This is a genomic window from Limosilactobacillus mucosae (assembly GCF_046939755.1).
Classification (GTDB): domain Bacteria; phylum Bacillota; class Bacilli; order Lactobacillales; family Lactobacillaceae; genus Limosilactobacillus; species Limosilactobacillus mucosae_A.
In genome coordinates this window covers 22491-41265 of the sequence record NZ_JBKZAY010000009.1, presented here as the reverse complement: position 1 = coordinate 41265, position 18775 = coordinate 22491, and the positions used below count along the sequence as shown (strand labels likewise).

Below are 18775 nucleotides of genomic sequence, written 5' to 3'. Positions count from 1 at the left end.
AAAAGTCTACTCTACATAATACGATATTACGCGCCAAATTGCAATTGAATCTGATAGTTGCCAATTAATTGATCCTGCATCAGCAGCTGATAACAAATCTCAACGCGACCGGCGACGGCTGCCAGATTCAAATCGGCAGCCAGGCGATTGGTAACGACACGCAGGGCAATTCGCCCGTATTCTGTTTGATAATGTGTCAGATGCTCACTGCCATTGGCAAAGCGAAAATGTGTCTTCTGCGCGCCGCTACGAATCAGATGAACCTCATCCGGCGCTAACCGAAATTGAACTGGCGTGGCTTGACTGCCTTGATGCTCGACATAGCGCAAATAATGCTGGCCGTTTTCCAGCGTAACGAATTGTCCCTCTTCTTCAAAATGGTAATGATCGCTTTTGCCATCTTGAGTCATTTTTGTTTTTAAGCTGACCTTAACGGGTACAATGGATTTGATAGACATCGGCCCCCTTTGCTCGATTTTTCAATTTGATTATACGCGGATTGTTTTTAATTTCTCAACCAATGCGGACTAAATAATATTTTTGTATAATTAGACCAACTGCTTTTTCTAAGAAAGGATTAGTCATGACATTTAAAGATGAACAGCTGCCGCGTGAAAAAGTCTTTCGTGACCCGATCCACGGCACGATTATCGTCGACAATCAAATCATTCTTGATCTGATTGACACGCCGGAATTTCAGAGACTGCGCCGCATTAAGCAGCTCGGCACCTCTTCAATGACCTTTCATGGTGCCGAGCATTCTCGCTTTGGTCATTGCCTGGGCGTTTATGAGATCACGCGCCGCATCTGTAACCTTTTTCAGCGCAACTATCCGCAACAATCGCCCCAAGATGGATTGTGGAACGATCAAGAGCGCCCCGTAGCCCTTTGCGCGGCACTGCTTCACGATCTGGGGCATGGACCTTACTCGCATACGTTTGAGCATATCTTTCACACTGACCACGAGCAGATTACGCGTCGCATCATCACCAGCGAATCAACCAATATTAATCGAATTCTGCGCCGTGTCAGCAGTGATTTCCCTCAAAAAGTCGCCAGCGTGATTGATCATACCTATCAAAATCCGCAGGTGGTCCAGATGATATCAAGTCAAGTCGATGCCGATCGGATGGACTATCTGCAGCGTGATTCGTACTATACAGGTACCAACTATGGCAAATTCGATCTTGATCGCGTTCTGCACATGATGCGACCGGCCAAAGAAGGCATTGCTTTTGAGATCAATGGCATGCACGCCGTTGAGGACTATATTCTAAGTCGTTTGCAGATGTATCTGCAGGTCTACTTTCATCCGGTTTCGCGCTCCATGGAAGTCATCTTGGATCACTTACTGCTACGAGCCAAGTGGCTTTATCAGCATCCAAGTCAATACCAACCCGAGTTCATGCCACGGCTGCTGATGCCGTTTTTTAATGGCCATTATGACTTGAATGACTATTTAACGCTTGACGATGGCGTTTTGACTACTTATTTTATTCATTGGATGAATTCAAGCGATAAAATCTTAAGTGATCTGGCCCAGCGTTTCATCAATCGACGACCATTCAAATCCGCCGTCTATGATCAGCAGACTCGGTTCATGCTGCCTAAGCTGCGTGAATTGATTGCCACGGCCGGCTTTGACGTTGACTATTACACAGCCGTCGACTCCAGCTATAAGTTGCCTTACGATACCTACAACCCGCAAGACTCAAAGCCGCAAACGCAAATTGAGCTCATCTATCCAAATGGCGAGCTGATTGAGCTGTCACAGATCAGTACGCTGGTAGCAAGCGTCTCAGGCCGAGAAGCCGGTGATCAGCGTTTCTTCTTCCCGCGCGAGATGCTGACTCAGCAAAATGACATCGAGATTTTCGAACCGATCTACGAAGCCTTTCAGCATTGCATTAAAAACAATCAAGTCGTTGCCAATTAAAAATCTAGGAGGTATTTTTCATGTCTATTAAACTTGTCGCGATCGATATCGATGGTACGTTAATCAATGACCATCGTCAGATTACCCCACAAACCGTTGCCGCAATTAACGAAGCCACTAAACGCGACGTTCGGATCGTTTTATGTACTGGTCGTCCTATGACTGGTGTGAAAGCCTATGTCAACCAGCTGGGGCTTGCTGATTCTGCAGGTGAATACGTTATCTGCTATAACGGCGCTTTAGCCCAGGCGACTGACGGTACCGTTTTGGCTCACTATACGGTCGATTTTGACGACTACATTGACTTTGAATCATACTGTCGCAAGCAGGACGTTTCATCAATTATTGAGACCAGCGATTATATCTACACGCCTAACCAAGATATCAACCCATATACGGTTTATGAATCCAACCTGGTATCCATGCCACTACGCTATCGCAACATGGATCAGCTGAACCATATGCGCGATTCAATTACGATTGGCAAGGCCATGATGACCGACAAAAAAGAAAAAATCGATGCTGCTTTAGCCAACATGCCTCAAGCACTCAGTGACCGTTTCCGAGTCGTTCGCAGCGAGGATTTCTACTTAGAGATGATCAACAAGCAGACCAGCAAAGGCGTGGCCTTATCAGCCTTAGCCGACAAACTGAATCTGACCGCCGACAACGTCATGGCAATCGGCAACGCGCAAAACGATGAATCAATGATTGAGTTTGCCGGAACTGGCGTGGCGATGGCCAACTCAATTCCGCATACGCTGCAGATGGCCGATGTCGTTACCGAAAATGACAATAATCATGATGGTGTTGCCGAGGCTATCAAAAAGTACGTTTTAAACGCCTAGTCATCAATCAAAAATAATTCTTCCAGTGGAATAGAACCATCTTTAATAATGAAAATGGCCGAAGATCAACGTTTTAAGCGACGCAATCTTCAGCCATTTTTTATTGATCTTATTTTTAAGCTTGAGCCTTTTGATGATGCTCTTTTATCAGTCGCTGTTGAAGCTCAAACAGCTTTGGCGTCAGGTAGACCTGGTAGACATCAGGATTGATCAAGCGCTGCGTGGCCTTAGGCAGCTGCGCCAATTGACGCTTCATCGATGCCTGCAGTTTCATTACATTGGTTTCAACTGGATTGGCCTTAGGACCGACTACCTCCAATTGCAGCGGCTTAGCAACAAAACCAGTCAATTCAATTTCATCATTGGTTGCCAAAGGATCAGCATTAATCGCTAATAGCGTTTCCGGTAATTCTTCATCAGCCAACGCAATCACATCGGCAAAGGCTTGGTCCGGCGCGTCTTTTCGATAAAGCCGATAAACCATTTTGTCGCCGGGCAGCGTAACCTTCTCGCGACTGTTGCTGAGCTTAATTTTTGGCTGCCATTGGCCATCAACCTTTAGTGCTGCCATTTTGTAGACTCCGCTTAAGACCGGCGAAGTCGAGCTGGTGATCAATTTTTCACCAATACCAAAGTTGTCCAGCGGTGCGCCTTCTTTTAGCAATGCTTGAATCACTGTCTCATCTAAAGCATTGGAAGCCGTAATCTTGGCATTTTCGAAGCCAGCTTCATCCAGCATTTGTCGCGCCTTGGTTGCTAATTGAGTCAAGTCGCCAGAATCAATCCGAATCCCAATCGGCTCATGACCAGCAGCCCGCAATTCCTTAAAGACCTTGATTGCGTTTGGCACGCCGCTCTTCAAAACGTCATAGGTGTCAACCAGCAGCGAGGCACTGTCTGGATAAACCTGCGCCCAGGCCCGAAACGCCGTCAATTCATCCGGATAGCTTTCAATCCAGCTGTGCGCCATCGTCCCGGCCGCTTGCAGTCCGAACTTCTTAGCAGCCAGACAGTTGGAAGTGCTGGTACAACCACCAATCACTGCTGCCCGTGCACCAAAAACCGAAGCATCTGGTCCTTGTGCCCGGCGCGCGCCGAACTCCATAACCGCACGACCTTCAGCAGCAGCACAGATCCGCCGCGACTTAGTGGCAATCAGCGATTGATGATTCAAGATATTCAATACGAACGTCTCCAACAGCTGGCACTGCAGCAATGGGCCTTTAACCGTCAGCATCGGTTCGCGCGGAAAGACCGGCGTCCCCTCAGGAATTGCTCGTACCGTGCAAGAAAACTTCAAATTAGCCAGATAGTCCAAAAAGCCAGCCGAAAATAGATTTAATGAACGCAGATAGCTGATGTCATCATCCGTAAAATGAAAATTCTGCAGTGCTTCAACGACCTGGGCCAATCCAGCCGCAATGACAAAGCTGCCATTGTCGGGAACGTTGCGGTAAAATACGTCAAAAACCGCTTCTTGATCATGCGGCAGGGTCGCATAATAGCCATTCGCCATTGAAAATTCATACAGATCAGTCAATAATTCTTCAGACATTGCCATTTCTTTTCTCCCTAAATTTCTTTCAATCTTCTATCCGAGCGTTCAAGACGTTCTTAAAATGCTTCATTGCCCAGGCCTGGCCAGCCGGATCAAAGGTTGCAACGGCTTTTTCGTGAACCACGATTTGATAGTTCAGATCATATGCCGCAATCGCCGTGTGCAGAACGCAGATATCCGTGCAGACACCGGCTAGATGCACCGTGTCAACTTTTCTTTCCCTTAGCCGCAGATCAAGCGGTGTCCCACAAAATGATGAGTAATGCGTCTTGTCCAACAATACGACATGCTCATCATCTTGGTGTTTCTGATACCACTTGCCAAGCCGTCCGTACAGCTCGCGCCCCCAGGTTCCTTTGATATTATGTGGTGGATAGAGCTGACTTTCAGGATGATACGGGTCATTTGGCTGATGAACGTCAGTCGGCAGATAGACCCACTTGCCAGCCTTTAGAAAATCATCTGCCAATTTTGTAATCTGCTCGTCTAAAGTCTGAGCAGCTCTGCCACAAGTCAGCGCGCCGTCATCAGCCACAAAATCATTGGTGTAGTCAATGATCAGCAATGCTTCATTTGCCATTTGCCTCACCTCTTTAAATAAAAGTATAAATTACTTTAATCGTTGTAAAAAAAGTAAAGTTGACTTTAATTGTTGTCAACTTTACTCCTTTCCAACGGATTTGGCAAGCTCGCCAACGAATATATCTTGGGTGGTCGACCGCTGCGTTTGCGAATTGTTGCCGTACCGACCTCTTTAAAAAGATGATGATGCGTCTTGCGGAAATTGGAATTATCGATCTGATCTGCCGTCAGCTGCAGAAATGGCGCATAGACCTCGCGTGCCTCCTTAAGCGTAAAAGTAGACCCCAATACCTGCAGAACCGTTGGCTGATAGTCCAATTTGTTACGAATGCGCTGAATGGCCGTAGTTACGATTTGATCATGGTCAAACGCCAATGCCTGTGAGGTAGCCGAAAGATCGAACCGACGCCTGCCATCACTCAACAGATAATGATGACCAAAATTCTCAAAAGCAAACCATTCCGCGGCAACTGCACCATATCCTGGTTTAAGCTTGGGCATTGCCGGTAAAAAAGTCATGTACACCAACGCCAATGCCCGCTCACCGACTGATCGGTGTGGCGCGGTAAAAGTTGCCAATTGTTCCGTTGCCGTTGACCGAACCTCAAGCCCGATTTTATCCTTGATCAAGCGCAATGCCGCATCATCGGCACTTTCCGTACTCCGCAGCAGCGTTTCCGGCAGCGCCCAGGCATCTTTAAACGGCGCTTCAGATCGCTTAATCAAAAGCAGCTGCATCTCATGCGTCTGCCGATTAAAGCTCCAGATGATATTGGTGATCGTAATCAACGGACGGGCAATGATTTCCTCGCTCATACCATTTCTCGCCTTCTTACTTAAACAGGTTAATTGATTTTAGTAACCGCGCCAGTAGCAGCGTTGTACTGATAGATACCAATCAAGTGAGCAACGGTATTATCATCGTTGTTTTGGCGAACCTCAAAGGTATATACGTCGCCATCCTTGCCTTCTGGAATGATTCCATAGCTCGACTGGTTAAAGTTCATCTTAGCCGCAAACGCGTTGATTACATCCATGCCAGTCTGACTGGCTGCTGTAGAGTTGACTGCCGAATTGGAACTTGAGCTGGATGATACCGCCGTGCTTGAGCTGCTGGAAGTAGCTTGACTGCTTTGAACAGAAGAGCTGGCAGAAGCTGACTGTTGAGCCTGCTTAGCCTTGTTCTTCATACTGATGAATGCTGAGCGCATCGGTTTGGAATTTGATGATACCGAACTAAGGTCATTAACGGCTTCATCATATTCCTGATCATTATAAGCATCTTGAGCTGCTAAGTACTTCTGCAGGTCTTTAATCATGCTGCGAGTCTGTGAATCCGGATTCTTGAGCGCCAGCAGCGTTTTTAAAGCTTCCTTATACTGACCAGACATAATCTGATTATTGGCTTGATCGCGGGCCTTGGAAGCAGCCGTTGTCTTGGTCGTTGATTGTGATGACTCAGATGACGACTCGCTTGACTGTGTGCTGGTCGAGTTGCCGCAGCCAACCAGGCTAATCCCGGCTGCAACCGTAACCGTGCCTAGCATCAGTCGTTTCAGCAAAGTTTTAAATTTCATTTTTTTGCTCCTTTTTCGTCTTGCCTCGACTATTATACCATGGACCGGCTTTTACCCTCAAAATCAAAAAAGCCGCTTAGACAGCGACTTTTTTGATTAAATCTAATCTTCGTTAGCCTGTTCAAAACGGTTGTTAAACAATGGACTAACGGGACGATTTTCATTGATTCGCTTGATTGCCGCGCCAATCAGCGGTGCCACGGAAACCTGCACGATCTTGTCAATCTGTTTTTCATCAGGCAGCTGGATCGAATCCGTAACAACGACCTGCTTTAATGGCGAATTGTCCAGACGCTCAATCGCCGGACCCGACAAAACGGCGTGCGTAGCTGAAGCATAGACTTCTTCTGCACCGGCATCCATCAAAGCTTGCGCACCTTTGGAAATCGTACCGGCAGTATCAATCATATCGTCAATCATGATACATTTCTTACCCTTGACGTCCCCAATGATATTCATAATCTTGGCAACGTTTGGCCGTGGTCGCCGCTTATCGATGATGGCAATCGGCGCCTTAAGAAATTCTGCCAGGGCCCGTGCTCGCGTAACCCCACCATGATCCGGCGAAACGACAACGGCATTGGCAGCCACGCCTTCATTGATAAAGTAATCAGCTAAAAGCGGCGCCCCCATCAAATGATCAACTGGAATGTCAAAAAAGCCTTGAATCTGGGCAGCATGCAGATCGAGTGCAACAATCCGCGTTACGCCAGAATTCTGCAGCATATTGGCTACCAGCTTAGCCGTGATTGGTTCTCGACTCCGCGCTTTTCGATCCTGCCGAGCATAGCCGTAGTAAGGCAAGACCACGTTGATCGTATTGGCACTTGCCCGACGCAAGGCATCGATCATGATCATCAGTTCCATTAAGTTATCGTTTACGGGAGCTGAAGTGGATTGAATAACATAAACATTATCGCCACGGACGCTTTCTTCGATATTGATTTGAATTTCGCCATCACTAAAGCGGTCAACCGAAAGCTTACCCAATTCTACCCCCACTTCGTCGGCAATTTTTTGAGCCAGTGGGCGGTTGGAATTTAAGGCAAAAATTTTTAATTTAGGGTCAGCATAACGTTCTTTCATGGGGTCCTCCGAAATCTGCATACTTTTTCTATCACTCTAATCATATTGATTTAAAGCTCAAAAAGCAACTGTTACCAGGGAAGCTTCTTAGCATAATCCGGTTTATTGACCTGTCGTGCCCGAGCGATTGCCATGTCAAAACGTTCCGTGCTGTCTGTAATCGTTGACCCAGCCGCAACAAATGAATCTTCGGCAATATTAACAGGAGCCACAATGTTAGAGTTGCTGCCGATGAAGGCATGATCGCCAACGTTGGTGTGGTGCTTTTTGGAGCCATCATAGTTGACAAAGACCACACCGCAGCCGATATTGATGTTCTTACCCAAAGTAGCATCGCCAACATAGCTCAAATGACCAATCTTAGTATTTTCGCCAATGTAGGCTTTCTTGATCTCACAGAAGTTGCCGATATGAACACCCTTGCCAATCTCAGCTTGAGGACGCAGATGACTGTTGGGACCAACGTCTGATCCCGTGTGCATTTCGGATTCTTCCAGCGTTGAGGCATAGACCTTGACGTCATCATGCAGGACTGAATCCTTGATGACTGAATGAGCGCCAATAAAGCAATCGCTGCCAATCGTAGTATTGCCTTTGATCACAACGTTGCCTTCGATTACCGTGTCGCGGCCTACCTTAACATCGGCATCGATATAAGTGGTTTCTGGATCAACCATCGTGACGCCGTCTTTCATCAATTGGGTGTTGATCCGCTTACGCATGATCTGGTTGGCCCGCGCCAAGGCAACGCGATCATTGACCCCCATTGATTCGTCAAAGTCATCCATTCGATAAGCTGTCACGATTTCGCCATGGTTCTTTAAAATACCGATGACATCCGTCAAGTAGTACTCGCCCTGTGCATTGTCGTTATTGATCAGCTTAAGGGCCTGGAACAGCTTTTGATTATCAAAACAGTAGACACCAGTATTGATTTCATGAATTTCCTGTTCTTCATGCGTGGCATCTTTTTGTTCAACAATCCGTTCAACAATGCCCACGTCATTGCGAACGATGCGGCCATAGCCAGTAGGATCAGGTGCCACTGAAGTCAGAATGGTAACTGCCGCATGACGCTGCTCATGGTATTCAAACATTTTGTTGAAAGTTGCGGCGGTAAACAAAGGCGTATCCCCACTAACAATCAGCGTTTCGCCTTCTTGATCACCCAGCAGCGATTCAGTCTGCATAACCGCATGACCAGTCCCCAACTGCTGTTTTTGCAAAGCATATTTGGTCCGATTGCCCAGCGTCTGCTCAACGGTTTCGGCACCATAGCCAACTACCGTCACGATGTTGTCGATCTTAGCTTCTTCCAGCTGACCTAAGACATGTTCAACCATCGTTTTGCCACACACTTGGTGCAACACTTTATAAAGTTTGGACTTCATCCGCGTACCTTTGCCGGCCGCAAGAATAATTGCATTGCGTTGCGTCATTTTTATTTATTTCTCCTTTTTATCGCCAAATACGGCTTCCATATAGCTGCCTGGCTGAGCAGTGATTTTCTTATTGGTCGTATCGTCAACGGCTTGAACCTTGATTAATGAAGTGCAGCCATCAACCAAACGCTGACCACTGAACTGCCCTTCCGCAAAGACTGTCATACCGACCAGATGCGCACCGAATTCTTCAATCAGCGACTTCATTCCGTTCAGCGTCCCGCCACCCTTCATGAAGTCATCAACAACGATCACGTTGGCACCTTCTTTAAGCGTCCGCCGTGAAAGCTCCATTTTTTTGATTCGCTGTGACGAACCTGAGACGTAATTGACGCTGACCGTTGAGCCTTCCGTAATGTGAGAACTGTTGCGCACGATTACGAATGGCTTATTCAAATACATCGCTACGCTTTGAGCAATCGGAATGCCCTTAGTCTCGACCGTCATTACCACGTCAACGTCATCGTCAACATATTGAGTCGCAATCAAGCGGCCGACTTCACGAAGCACGTCTGGCCGTCCCAAAAGATCCGATAGATAGACATAGCCACCTGGTAAGAGCCGACTGTCATCGTCAACCGCCTTGACCAGATCATCAATGACCTGCGCAGCATTTTCTTCAGAGTAGAGCAACGTCAAACGGGCCCCGCCACTGGCACCAGGCAGGGTTTCCAGACGACCGACGCCCCAAGTGTGCAGCGTCCGCCGAATGATGCTTAGATCCTCACTGATTGATGACTTGGCCGAGCCATAACGTTCGCCAAAGAACTTCAATGAAACCAGCGTCCGTGGATGTTCCATCAAATAGCGCGTCATATCAACCAAGCGATTACTGCGTCTGACTTTCATGTAATTTCCCTCTTTTACTTGAGCTAATAATTATTGATACCTTCAAATCATAACATAATAGTTCGTCTTTTACCGCAATTTTATTCAGAATCTTGCGGGCTGTTTCGGCAAACAATCAAGATGACTGCGCTACATAAAAGGATTAACCGATTTAATCAGGCAAAAAAGAGAAATTCCGGACTTGGATTGATACCTGATGACTGATTCGACTGAAAATAAAAAACACCGCCCAAAGATTGAGCCGTGTCTTATTTTAACACTTTCTGCTAATCGTTGACTAAGTGCTGAAAAATCAAGGCAGCCACATAGATCACTACTTCAATCACTGCAATAAAAAAACTGACCGGCCAGTTGGTCAAATATCCCAGATACAATCCCAGCCAGGTTCCCAGCATGGCAAATAGGATTGCTAAAACGATCATCTGGGCAACACCATGTGTAAAATACTTGGCACTGGCAGCGGGCAGCGTCAGCAGAATAAAGATCAGCAGCGAACCAACGATCTGAGCCGCCACGCTGACGCTCAATGCCAGCAAAAGCAAAAAAACGACCGAGACCAGCGTGCTGTTAATGCCGTTAACCCGCGCGCCGACAGCATCAAACGAATCAAACTTCAGCTGGCGGTAGCCAATCATTACGACTGTCATTACCAAAAGCGACAGGCCCACCAACTGCCAGACTTCTTGCCTGCTGATTCCAACCACGCTGCCAAACAGGATGCTGGTGGCTGAGCTGGCCGTTTGACTGGAAAGCGACAGAAACAAGATGCCCAAGCCGATAAAAAGCGCTGAGACCGCACTGATAACTGCTTCACGACGAGATTCCTTAATACTCATCTGACCAACTAAAACCGAGCTCAGCATGGTGAACAAAAGCATTCCGTTTAATGCCGGCCAACCCGCAAAGACCGCAAATGAAGCCCCCGCAAACCCGATTTCGGACAGTGTATGCGTCAAAAAAGACATGCTGCGCGCCATCACAAAAACGCCAATCATACCGCTGACGATGGCAATAAACGTTCCGGCCATAAATGCATTGCGCATAAAGCTCAACTCAAACATTTTTAACCCCCTGTCGGAATTCTTCAATCGATCCGGTCTGATAGCTGCCCGGCATCATCTTTAGGTAGCGCGTACCATAGCTGCGGGCCAGCTCCCAGTCATGCGTGATAAAAATAACGCTGAGTCCTTTTTTTTGCAGTTTGGCTACCAGATCCAAAAGTTCATATTTCATTTCGTTGTCGAGACTGGCTGTTGACTCATCTAAGATCAAAAGACGAGGATTGCCCAACAGTGCCTGTGCCAGGTAAGCGCGCTGCTTTTCACCACCTGAAGCCTGCCCCAACAAGCGATCCTGAATTCGTGTCAGATCCGTCAGCTCTAAAATATGACGCAGCTGCTGTCGTTCTTTTTGATTCAGCCATGGGCGCAGACTCTTGCCCGCATTTAAAGCTACAAAATCTTTAATTGATAGCGGATATTCTTCATCCAGATTGCGAAACTGCGGAACATAGCCGATCTTCAGCTTATCAGGCATCTCAATCACGCCTTTTTTGGGCTTAAGCTGTCCCAAAAGCGATCTTACCAGCGTGGTCTTACCAACGCCATTATCGCCAATCACCACCAAAAAATCACCAGACGCTAAAGAAAAGCTTAAGTCTTCAACGATATTTTTATCACCATAGGCTAAGGTCAGGTTTTTAACTGTAATAAGAGAAATGATCATTCACCTCGCTGTAGGATTCGATAGAGCTGCCGATACTGTCCTAGCATCCATTGCCGATAAGTTTTGCCATTAGGCTGGGATTCGGTAACGTTAAGAACCGGAACGTGATTTTCTTTAGCCAGTGCGACCAGGTTGTCGATTGTCTTGCTCTGCGACTGCTTGTTGTTAACAAAGAATGCGATCCGGTGCTCTTGAATATCTTGCTGCAGTTGCTGAATATCTTTTGGCGATGGATCGTTGCCGTCTTCAATTGCTTTTTCAAAATGACGGTCATTGATCTGATAGCCTAGATTCTCTAAGGCATAATCAAAAACCGGCTCGCTGACGTCAACTTTTTGCTTTTGGGCCAGCTGACGGCATTTTTCAATCTGCCGATCAATCGATGTCAGTGAGCGGACATATTTTCGGGCATTGCGATAGTAGTACTGTTTATGTTCAGGATCAAGCTTGGCATATTCTTTTGCCAGATAGTAAGCCAGCCGTTTCATCGTCTGAGACCGGTACCAAACGTGTTCATTGGCACCATCTTTTTGGCTGGCAATCTGCTTACCAACGTTGACAACCGTTTGCGACTCGTCTCGATTGGCCTTAACCAGATCATTCATCCACTGATCATAGCCCAGACCGTTTAAAATCACAACGTTCGCTTTGGCAACCTGCTCAGCTTGAACGGTTGCTGGCTGATATTCATGTGGGTCAACCGCCGCATTATCAATTACGGAAATAGTTTGACCATATTTTCCCGCAACGGCCTGGGCAGCTTCGCCATAAAAATTCAAACTGGCAACAACTCTAATCGGCCGCTGTGATTTTTGCCGCAGATGCCAGTCAGTAGCTGCCAGGAAAAAAATTACTGCCAATGCCAAGCTCAGGCCCGCCACAATTTTCCAAAAGCGTCGATCCATCTTTTCACCTCACAAAAATAAATAGTAATAATTACGATTTAACAACAGTGACTATCTTACCTAATTTTGTACATCAGCGCAATCCTTTATATAAAAAAAATCGTGCTGGAGAAATTCCAACACGATTTAAATTCGTCTTTAAGCTTTTACATAGTCTTGATTCAGTCAATGACGACCATCTGTCAAAAATCACTAGCTAATAGTGATCGTACCATTGCATACCAATACGATGGCAACAACGCTCAATACCAGAATCAGGCCCATCGTCCACAGCTCAGCCTTAGAGAATTTGTGATTGTTTTCCTTGCAGCCAGCGTAGTAGACACAGAAGCCTGGAATAAAGCTGATCGTAACCAGCAGCACTTCTTGCCAACCAGCCAGGAACATGCAGGCAAACATAAACAGTGCCGACAGTAAGCCAACCGTGTATTGACCCCATTCCTTACGTTCGGAACTCAACTTCATTTGGTAGAGACCAACAAACAGGTAGGAGAACAAAATTGCGGCAGCACAAAGTGAGTAGGCAAATTCATAGGCCTTTTCCGTAAACAGCAGCGAGAACAGGAAGATCGTCTGCAAAACGGCTGTGATCATCAGTGAAGTCGTTGGTGCATTCTTGGAGTTAACCTTGCCCCAAGCTTTTGGCATCGCCTTGTCATCAGCAACCAGCATCGTCGTTTCGGCTGGCAGCATCGTCCAAGACAGCCAGGAAACAATCGTTGAAATGATCAAACCAACGTTAATCAATACGGCACCCCAGTGACCAACCGTCATTTCCAGAACGTGGCCAATGGCTGGTTGACCCATGCCGGCTAATTGAGCACGCGTCAGTGCACCATATGGCAGAACAGAAATCAAAACGTAGATGATTACCAGCAGAATGAAACTGATAACTGAGGCTTGTTCAGCTTCAGAACGAGACTTTGCACGGTGAGCCATAACTGATGCCCCTTCGATCCCGATAAATACCCAGATCAGAGTCATCAGCGTACCCTTCATTTGAGCCCAGATCGAGCCAGTCGTCGTACCTTTAGTAGCGTTGCTTGCGACCTTGCCCCAGAAGTCAGCGGTAAACATGCCGCCCTTGAAGCAGACAAACATGATAATGATGAAGATTACCAATGGCACAATCTTGCAGATCGTCCCAATCATGTTAACGAAGGTGGCACTTTCGACACCATTGTTAACCAAAATCGTTAACAGCCAACAGAAAATAATTGCAACAATAATTGATGGAACGTTTTGGCCACCTTTAAAGGTTGGAATGAAGGTCCCAATTGAGCTCATCAGCATCGTAGCAAAGGCAATGTTACCCAGCCAAGCTGACAGCCAATAGGACCAACCAGAAATAAATTCACCCAATGGACCGAAACCTTCACCAGCGTAGGCGAAGATCCCACCTTCCAAGTCTGGCCGCTTGTTGGACAAATTGTTTAAAGAAAGCACCAGCATCAGGAAACCAAAGGCAACGAACAGCCATGCCAGCAGGGCTGGACCTGGAGCAGCCGCAGCCGCAACGTCACTGGTAATCCCGAAGATACCGGTACCGATACATGAACTAACGATCAGGGCAATCAGTTCGCCCTTACCGATACCTTTGTTTTGAGTATCCATAAATATCCCCTCGTTTCTATTCGTAGATTGACTAGACACTCATCATCAAATTAATCAAGTCTAAACCAGCTTAAATGACTTATAAATACTTCGACTAATACTCAATCGCCCACCTCTGAACCCTTACACACCTTAAAAAAATAAATGATCGAGAATTGTCTAATATTATTTTAATTCTTAATTGAAAAAAGCGAAAGCCGTACCGTTGCGAATTCATATCGCGATGATCCAACTTTCGCTTTTAATATGCACCAAATCTCATTGATCGGCGCCAATTTTTACGCGGTCAAGCCGCCTGCCTGCTTTTAAAGGTCTTCACGAACGATTGGGCAGGACATGCAACGCGGACCACCACGACCCCGAGACAATTCGCTTGAGCGAACCTCGTGAACCAAGATGCCGTGCTTGCGCAGCAAATCATTGGATACGTAGTTACGGTTGTAAGTAACAACTTCACCAGGTGCGATTGCCAACGTGTTAGAGCCGTCATTCCATTGTTCACGGGCAGCGATGATTGGGTCACCGTTACCAGTTGGGATCAAGTCAATGTCGTCCTTATTCAGGGCCTTCTTAAGCACTTCCTTGATGTCCGTGTGGTGTTCCATCGTGATTTCGCCATCTTTGCCTGGATGCAGTACCCAGTTGTCAACTTGACCATCTTCATCCAGAATTGCTGGGTGAACAGTAAACTTGTCATAGTCGATCATCGTAAAGACGGTGTCAAGGTGCATCATTGCGTGGTTGTGTGGAATCTTGATGGCAATGACCGTGTCGTAGTTTGACTTCTTGAACAGGTTTTTAGCGATGTCTTCAATTGCATCGGCAGTCGTCCGTTCAGAAATACCGATAGCAAATACGTGGTCGCTTAATACCAGTTCGTCCCCACCTTCAATGTGCGTTTCGTGGTTGCGGTCACGCCATACATTGACTTGACCGGCAAAACGTGGGTGGTGCTTGATGATGTATTCAGTGATTAAGGATTCACGCTGACGAGCTGGGAAAGTCATCCGGTTGATGGAAATACCATCACCGATTGATGCTTGCGGATCACGCGTGAAGTATGCGTTTGGCATTGGGTCCATTACGAATGGCCAATCAGCATCTTCAGCAGCTTGTTGCAGCGTCATGTGTGGGAGATCGATTTCTTCGCGACGAACCCCTTCGAAGATCTTGTTAACCATGTCTTGCGTGTTCATAGCCAACAGATATTCCTTCAAAACGTCGTGGATCAAACCAGCTGCGTAGCCGGATTCAGCAACCATACGGTCAACGAATTCTTCCTTAACGTCTTGGTCAGCCAGTGCTTCAGCAGCCAGCTTTTCGAAATAAAGAACTTCAATGCCTTGATCGCGCAGCGTTTGAGCAAAGTAATCGTGTTCTTCTTGCGCGATTGGCAGATATGGAATGTCATCGAACAGCAGACGGTACATCGAATCTGGCGTGAGGTTTTCAATTTCACGGCCAGGGCGGTGCAGCATAACCGTCTTCAGCTTGCCAATTTCCGAAGTTACATGAATTGGACTTGGCATAATACAGTCACTCCTTTTGTTTTCTTACTTGACTACGTTCTTAATATAACCCGTTAAGTAAGCGTTGTCAATCCTTTGGTATCAACGTTTTGATGATCGTTTAATATAAAATGAATACGTTTTCTCGAATATGCTTAAGCAGTCAATTTATGAATATATTTTAGTAAAATAATGCATAGAATGAGAATATCATTTTTTAAATAATTTTGAAAATGACTGTTTTTAAATCAACTAATAGTTGTAAAGGCAGCTATTGTTCATTACTCATAATTGAAAAATGAATAAAAAGCGTCAAACCGTGTTTCAACGTGCTTGACGCTTTCAAAACTATAAAAGCATAGCTAGATATACTTCCCGACAAAATCCGCATAAGCCATTATGCAGTCGTCTTGCCCTTGACTCGTTATGACACAGCGCAAAAACAGTCGGGCCCGTACCACTCATCTGAACGACGTCTGCCCCCAGCTTTTCCATCCGTTGCTTAAGCTGACGAATCTCAGGATATTCATTCATCGTAACCGGCTCCAAAACATTGCCCATATAGGCAAACGATTCCTGCCAGCGACCATTTTGAATACAGTCAACCAATGAATCGACATCCAGATGCTGCAGCTTTTCATAATTAATCTGCCGCAGAATCGTTGGCGTTGAAACACTGATCTTAGGCTTGGCCACTACTGCCCAATAATGTGGAAACGGTCTTAACACTTCGACCTGTTCGCCATGTCCGGTTACATGGGCCGTCTGACTGTAGACGCAATAAGGTACGTCAGAATCTATCGAAAGCGACAGCTGAGCAAGCTCTCTTAAAGAAAGTCCCAGATTCCAGCCTTGATTGAGCGCCCGTAAGACAGCAGCAGCATCTGATGAACCACCACCAAGCCCCGCTGCCACTGGGATTCGTTTTTGAATCTTGATCGTCACGCCCTCATCAATGTGAAATCGATTTTTAAGGATATGGGCCGCCTGGTAGGCAAGATTGCGTTGGTCATTAGGTAAAAAGCTGCTGTCGGTATAAACCTTGATACGATGCTGATGCCGATGCGTCTCAATCGTAACGTAATCCGCGAGATCAATGGAGTTCATCACCATATTCCAGCGTGGCAGACCATCAATATAGCGCATTGGGGTATCCAAAGCCAGATTGATTTTGGCGGGAGCTTTTTCAGTTATGATCAAGGTCATACCCCCCTTTTTTGACAAGTAATTTTAATTATTATACAAATGTGGCTGACCGAGTTGCAACTATTGCTCAAAGACTAAAGCCAGCCTTATGGATTCTTTTGTCCCTAAATAAAAAGCACCGTGCTAAACACGATGCTTTGGCTGAGTTATTCAGCTTCTTCAAATGTCAAAGAAATATTATTGGTCAAGAGATCGGCATAACTATAGGAGACCCGATCAAAAGAACCTTCACGCTTATTAAGCTTAACGATAAAGATTGCTGGATACGTCTCGCTTAAAATGCCTTGACGCTGGGTAACCTTTTTACGACCAGCCTGCGCCGTGACCAGTACTTTTTGGCCTACCTGTGCATCAAGTCTTTCCTTGATGCCTTCAATTGTCGTTGGCATGTATTCTCACCTCACAAAAAAATATTATACGGCAAGAATCTTTAAAAAGTCAAATTTTATCACAAGACTGCCCAAAAATCAATTTATTTTTTAAAGCAGTTTTTGGGCGTGAAGTTGATTAGCTAAAGTAATAAACTGCTCTAAGGTTAACTTCTCTGGTCGAATCTGCGGTGAGATGCTTAACTCTGCCAACACATTCTGAATAATAGCCTGTTTATCAGCATTCTTACCAGCTAATGGTTTGAGATTGTTCCATAGGCTCTTGCGACGATGAGCAAAACAATTCTTTACGAAGCCGAAGAATTTTCCTTCGTCATATGGCTTAGCAGCTAATGGTTGAGTACGCGGCGTTAAAACCACGATTGCCGAATCTACGTTAGGTGCTGGTACAAAGGCGTGACGCGAAACCCCAAATGCAATCCGGGCCTGCATGCGATACTCAATCGCCAGCGTCAGCGAGCCGTATTCCTTGGTTCCTGGCTGAGCCGTTAAACGCTGAGCAACCTCTTTTTGCATCATAACGCAAATCGCCGACCAGGCAACCGGGCTTTCCAATAGGCCCATTAAAATTGGACTGGTAATGTAGTAAGGCAGATTGGCAACCACTTTAATCGGCCGGTTCGGATCAGCGAACTGTTCTTGAATCAGTGCCGGCAGATCAGCTTTGAGCACGTCTTGGTTGAGCACTTTAACATTGTCGTACGGAGAAAGCACCTCATCCAAAACCGGCAGCAGATCCGTATCGATTTCTAAAGCCACCACCTGACCAGCAGCCTGTGCCAGCTGCTCAGTCAAAGCACCCAGTCCAGGCCCGATTTCGATCACATTATCTTCTTTGGTAATAGCAGCTGCTTTAACGATATTTTTTAAGACGTTGAGATCCGTTAAAAAATTCTGACCAAAGCCCTTTTTAGCGTGAATGCCATATTTTTTCATAATGGCTCGGGTCCGATTCAGACTGCCGATTTCCGGATTACTGCTCATCGATTTTTTCCTCCTGGTTGATTTTTTCAATGGCATTTTCAAACTGTTCTTGACTAATGCGGAACATATTAAGCCGTTTTTGCATCTGCTTGGCATTTCCATAGCCGATCCCCAGCAGCTGCCCAAGCCGCTCGCGCCGAGCACGGGCATTTCTGCCACCCGTCAAATCGGCCTGACGCATCATGGCAGTCGTAATCACCATTGCTGGCGCGGTTTCTTGTGTATAAACGTGTGCCAAGGCTTCCTTGATAACTGCCGGATCGGCATGCTCAACGCCTAGGCTGCCGTGTGCTTCATCCGGCACGCCCTGATCGCGTCTGATGAAGGCATGCTTGACGCCTGGAACGGCTTGACTGATAATCTTGCGCAGCCGTTCGCCATTAAAATCAGGATCCGTAAAAACGATCAAGCCACGTGCTGCTTGTAGTTTTGCTAACTGTCTAAGGTCTTTTGACGACAACGCCGACCCGTTTGTCTCAAACGTGTCGGCGTTGACGGCCTTAGCAATTTGTTTGGTATCATCCTTGCCCTCGACAACGATGACTTCTTTAATCTTTTCCATAAGG

The 18775-nt window shown here is 46.4% G+C and carries 19 protein-coding genes; 2 read left to right on the top strand and 17 right to left on the bottom strand.

Going from position 1 to position 18775, the window contains the following annotated elements:
* Nucleotides 1-26: 26 nt before the first annotated feature.
* Nucleotides 27-458 (bottom strand): DUF1934 domain-containing protein, encoded by a 432-nt coding sequence (locus tag ACLUWI_RS04675; RefSeq protein ID WP_412146359.1) that lies wholly within the window; start codon nucleotides 456-458, stop codon nucleotides 27-29.
* A gap of 125 nt (nucleotides 459-583) precedes the next feature.
* Here ACLUWI_RS04675 and ACLUWI_RS04670 point away from each other — a divergent pair, with 125 nt between their 5' ends.
* Together ACLUWI_RS04670 and yidA are read left to right on the top strand one after the other, a co-directional pair.
* Nucleotides 584-1936 (top strand): HD domain-containing protein, encoded by a 1353-nt coding sequence (locus ACLUWI_RS04670; RefSeq protein WP_412146358.1) that lies wholly within the window; start codon nucleotides 584-586, stop codon nucleotides 1934-1936.
* 20 nt (nucleotides 1937-1956) lie between these two features.
* Complete coding sequence (gene yidA, locus ACLUWI_RS04665; RefSeq protein ID WP_412146357.1) at nucleotides 1957-2784, top strand: sugar-phosphatase; 828 nt, start codon at nucleotides 1957-1959, stop codon at nucleotides 2782-2784.
* 115 nt (nucleotides 2785-2899) lie between these two features.
* Here the strand turns inward: yidA and ACLUWI_RS04660 are convergent, their stop codons facing one another.
* The 16 genes from ACLUWI_RS04660 to rnmV form a co-directional block, all read right to left on the bottom strand.
* Nucleotides 2900-4345 carry a nicotinate phosphoribosyltransferase gene (locus tag ACLUWI_RS04660; RefSeq protein WP_412146356.1) on the bottom strand — a complete coding sequence of 482 codons (1446 nt, stop codon included), beginning with the start codon at nucleotides 4343-4345 and terminating at the stop codon, nucleotides 2900-2902.
* A gap of 22 nt (nucleotides 4346-4367) precedes the next feature.
* Nucleotides 4368-4922 (bottom strand): cysteine hydrolase family protein, encoded by a 555-nt coding sequence (locus ACLUWI_RS04655; protein ID WP_412146355.1) that lies wholly within the window; start codon nucleotides 4920-4922, stop codon nucleotides 4368-4370.
* 65 nt (nucleotides 4923-4987) lie between these two features.
* Complete coding sequence (locus ACLUWI_RS04650) at nucleotides 4988-5740, bottom strand: NrtR DNA-binding winged helix domain-containing protein (RefSeq protein ID WP_412146354.1); 753 nt, start codon at nucleotides 5738-5740, stop codon at nucleotides 4988-4990.
* Between the two features lie 29 nt (nucleotides 5741-5769).
* Entirely contained in the window at nucleotides 5770-6501 is a 732-nt protein-coding gene (locus tag ACLUWI_RS04645; RefSeq protein ID WP_412146353.1) for a hypothetical protein, read from the bottom strand.
* 102 nt (nucleotides 6502-6603) lie between these two features.
* Nucleotides 6604-7587 (bottom strand): ribose-phosphate diphosphokinase, encoded by a 984-nt coding sequence (locus ACLUWI_RS04640; protein ID WP_006499391.1) that lies wholly within the window; start codon nucleotides 7585-7587, stop codon nucleotides 6604-6606.
* 71 nt (nucleotides 7588-7658) lie between these two features.
* Nucleotides 7659-9026 (bottom strand): bifunctional UDP-N-acetylglucosamine diphosphorylase/glucosamine-1-phosphate N-acetyltransferase GlmU, encoded by a 1368-nt coding sequence (gene glmU / locus ACLUWI_RS04635; protein WP_412146352.1) that lies wholly within the window; start codon nucleotides 9024-9026, stop codon nucleotides 7659-7661.
* A gap of 6 nt (nucleotides 9027-9032) precedes the next feature.
* Entirely contained in the window at nucleotides 9033-9878 is an 846-nt protein-coding gene (purR, locus tag ACLUWI_RS04630; RefSeq protein ID WP_412146351.1) for a pur operon repressor, read from the bottom strand.
* A 266-nt stretch (nucleotides 9879-10144) separates the two neighbouring features.
* On the bottom strand, nucleotides 10145-10939 hold the full coding sequence (locus ACLUWI_RS04625; RefSeq protein ID WP_412146350.1) for a metal ABC transporter permease: 795 nt from the start codon (nucleotides 10937-10939) through the stop codon (nucleotides 10145-10147).
* Nucleotides 10932-11603, bottom strand: coding sequence for an ATP-binding cassette domain-containing protein (locus ACLUWI_RS04620; RefSeq protein WP_412146349.1), 672 nt, complete (start codon nucleotides 11601-11603; stop codon nucleotides 10932-10934). Before ACLUWI_RS04620 ends, ACLUWI_RS04625 begins: the two co-directional genes overlap by 8 nt.
* Nucleotides 11600-12508, bottom strand: coding sequence for a metal ABC transporter solute-binding protein, Zn/Mn family (locus ACLUWI_RS04615; RefSeq protein WP_412146348.1), 909 nt, complete (start codon nucleotides 12506-12508; stop codon nucleotides 11600-11602). The genes ACLUWI_RS04620 and ACLUWI_RS04615 overlap by 4 nt, the downstream gene beginning before the upstream one ends.
* Nucleotides 12509-12700: 192 nt before the next feature.
* Nucleotides 12701-14122: a basic amino acid/polyamine antiporter gene (locus ACLUWI_RS04610; protein ID WP_412146347.1), complete on the bottom strand. Its 1422-nt coding sequence runs from the start codon at nucleotides 14120-14122 to the stop codon at nucleotides 12701-12703.
* A 305-nt stretch (nucleotides 14123-14427) separates the two neighbouring features.
* Nucleotides 14428-15651: an arginine deiminase gene (gene arcA, locus ACLUWI_RS04605; protein WP_412146346.1), complete on the bottom strand. Its 1224-nt coding sequence runs from the start codon at nucleotides 15649-15651 to the stop codon at nucleotides 14428-14430.
* 327 nt (nucleotides 15652-15978) lie between these two features.
* Nucleotides 15979-16830, bottom strand: coding sequence for a 4-(cytidine 5'-diphospho)-2-C-methyl-D-erythritol kinase (gene ispE / locus ACLUWI_RS04600; RefSeq protein WP_412146381.1), 852 nt, complete (start codon nucleotides 16828-16830; stop codon nucleotides 15979-15981).
* Between the two features lie 152 nt (nucleotides 16831-16982).
* Nucleotides 16983-17225 carry a Veg family protein gene (locus ACLUWI_RS04595; RefSeq protein ID WP_412146345.1) on the bottom strand — a complete coding sequence of 81 codons (243 nt, stop codon included), beginning with the start codon at nucleotides 17223-17225 and terminating at the stop codon, nucleotides 16983-16985.
* Nucleotides 17226-17315: 90 nt separating this feature from the next.
* Entirely contained in the window at nucleotides 17316-18209 is an 894-nt protein-coding gene (gene rsmA / locus ACLUWI_RS04590) for a 16S rRNA (adenine(1518)-N(6)/adenine(1519)-N(6))-dimethyltransferase RsmA (RefSeq protein ID WP_412146344.1), read from the bottom strand.
* Entirely contained in the window at nucleotides 18199-18771 is a 573-nt protein-coding gene (gene rnmV, locus ACLUWI_RS04585) for a ribonuclease M5 (RefSeq protein ID WP_412146343.1), read from the bottom strand. The genes rsmA and rnmV overlap by 11 nt, the downstream gene beginning before the upstream one ends.
* Between the last annotated feature and the right edge of the window lie 4 nt (nucleotides 18772-18775).

What these genes read in the sequence shown, in the direction of transcription:
- ACLUWI_RS04595 (WP_412146345.1), bottom strand. Translation starts at nt 17,225, where the DNA reads ATGCCAACGACAATTGAAGGCATCAAGGAAAGACTTGATGCACAGGTA.
- rnmV (WP_412146343.1), bottom strand. Translation starts at nt 18,771, where the DNA reads ATGGAAAAGATTAAAGAAGTCATCGTTGTCGAGGGCAAGGATGATACC.
- ACLUWI_RS04660 (WP_412146356.1), bottom strand. Translation starts at nt 4,345, where the DNA reads ATGGCAATGTCTGAAGAATTATTGACTGATCTGTATGAATTTTCAATG.
- ACLUWI_RS04655 (WP_412146355.1), bottom strand. Translation starts at nt 4,922, where the DNA reads ATGGCAAATGAAGCATTGCTGATCATTGACTACACCAATGATTTTGTG.
- ACLUWI_RS04640 (WP_006499391.1), bottom strand. Translation starts at nt 7,587, where the DNA reads ATGAAAGAACGTTATGCTGACCCTAAATTAAAAATTTTTGCCTTAAAT.
- ACLUWI_RS04675 (WP_412146359.1), bottom strand. Translation starts at nt 458, where the DNA reads ATGTCTATCAAATCCATTGTACCCGTTAAGGTCAGCTTAAAAACAAAA.
- rsmA (WP_412146344.1), bottom strand. Translation starts at nt 18,209, where the DNA reads ATGAGCAGTAATCCGGAAATCGGCAGTCTGAATCGGACCCGAGCCATT.
- arcA (WP_412146346.1), bottom strand. Translation starts at nt 15,651, where the DNA reads ATGCCAAGTCCAATTCATGTAACTTCGGAAATTGGCAAGCTGAAGACG.
- ACLUWI_RS04670 (WP_412146358.1), top strand. Translation starts at nt 584, where the DNA reads ATGACATTTAAAGATGAACAGCTGCCGCGTGAAAAAGTCTTTCGTGAC.
- ACLUWI_RS04645 (WP_412146353.1), bottom strand. Translation starts at nt 6,501, where the DNA reads ATGAAATTTAAAACTTTGCTGAAACGACTGATGCTAGGCACGGTTACG.
- ACLUWI_RS04650 (WP_412146354.1), bottom strand. Translation starts at nt 5,740, where the DNA reads ATGAGCGAGGAAATCATTGCCCGTCCGTTGATTACGATCACCAATATC.
- yidA (WP_412146357.1), top strand. Translation starts at nt 1,957, where the DNA reads ATGTCTATTAAACTTGTCGCGATCGATATCGATGGTACGTTAATCAAT.
- ACLUWI_RS04625 (WP_412146350.1), bottom strand. Translation starts at nt 10,939, where the DNA reads ATGTTTGAGTTGAGCTTTATGCGCAATGCATTTATGGCCGGAACGTTT.
- ACLUWI_RS04620 (WP_412146349.1), bottom strand. Translation starts at nt 11,603, where the DNA reads ATGATCATTTCTCTTATTACAGTTAAAAACCTGACCTTAGCCTATGGT.
- glmU (WP_412146352.1), bottom strand. Translation starts at nt 9,026, where the DNA reads ATGACGCAACGCAATGCAATTATTCTTGCGGCCGGCAAAGGTACGCGG.
- ACLUWI_RS04610 (WP_412146347.1), bottom strand. Translation starts at nt 14,122, where the DNA reads ATGGATACTCAAAACAAAGGTATCGGTAAGGGCGAACTGATTGCCCTG.
- purR (WP_412146351.1), bottom strand. Translation starts at nt 9,878, where the DNA reads ATGAAAGTCAGACGCAGTAATCGCTTGGTTGATATGACGCGCTATTTG.
- ACLUWI_RS04615 (WP_412146348.1), bottom strand. Translation starts at nt 12,508, where the DNA reads ATGGATCGACGCTTTTGGAAAATTGTGGCGGGCCTGAGCTTGGCATTG.